We start from the raw sequence: 279 nt of genomic DNA, 5'->3' as shown, positions 1-279 counted from the left end.
ACCGAAAACGGCATGGCCTCCGACGACGACGTGATCGACGGCGAAGTGGTCGATTCGCAACGCATCGCGTTCCTCAAGCGTCACCTGGGCGCCGTGGACACGGCGATCAAGGCGGGCGTGGACGTGCGCGGTTATTTCGTGTGGTCGCTGCTCGACAACTTCGAGTGGGCGTTCGGCTATGAGCGGCGCTTCGGCGTCGTGCACGTGGATTACGACACGCAGAAGCGCACGAAAAAACGCAGCGCCGAACTGATCGCGCGCTTCATCGCCGAACGCAAG

Annotated in this window: 1 protein-coding gene; it reads left to right on the top strand. The window is 62.7% G+C overall.

Translation table 11 applies throughout. The annotated features are described in order from the left end of the window. Nucleotides 1-279 (top strand): family 1 glycosylhydrolase (locus SB751_RS29790; protein ID WP_410748997.1); only part of this gene is annotated, 279 nt, incomplete at both ends.

The organism is Cupriavidus sp. SIMBA_020, from assembly GCF_046535395.1.
In the GTDB taxonomy this organism is placed as follows: domain Bacteria; phylum Pseudomonadota; class Gammaproteobacteria; order Burkholderiales; family Burkholderiaceae; genus Cupriavidus; species Cupriavidus campinensis.
This window is presented reverse-complemented; position numbering and strand designations above follow the sequence as displayed.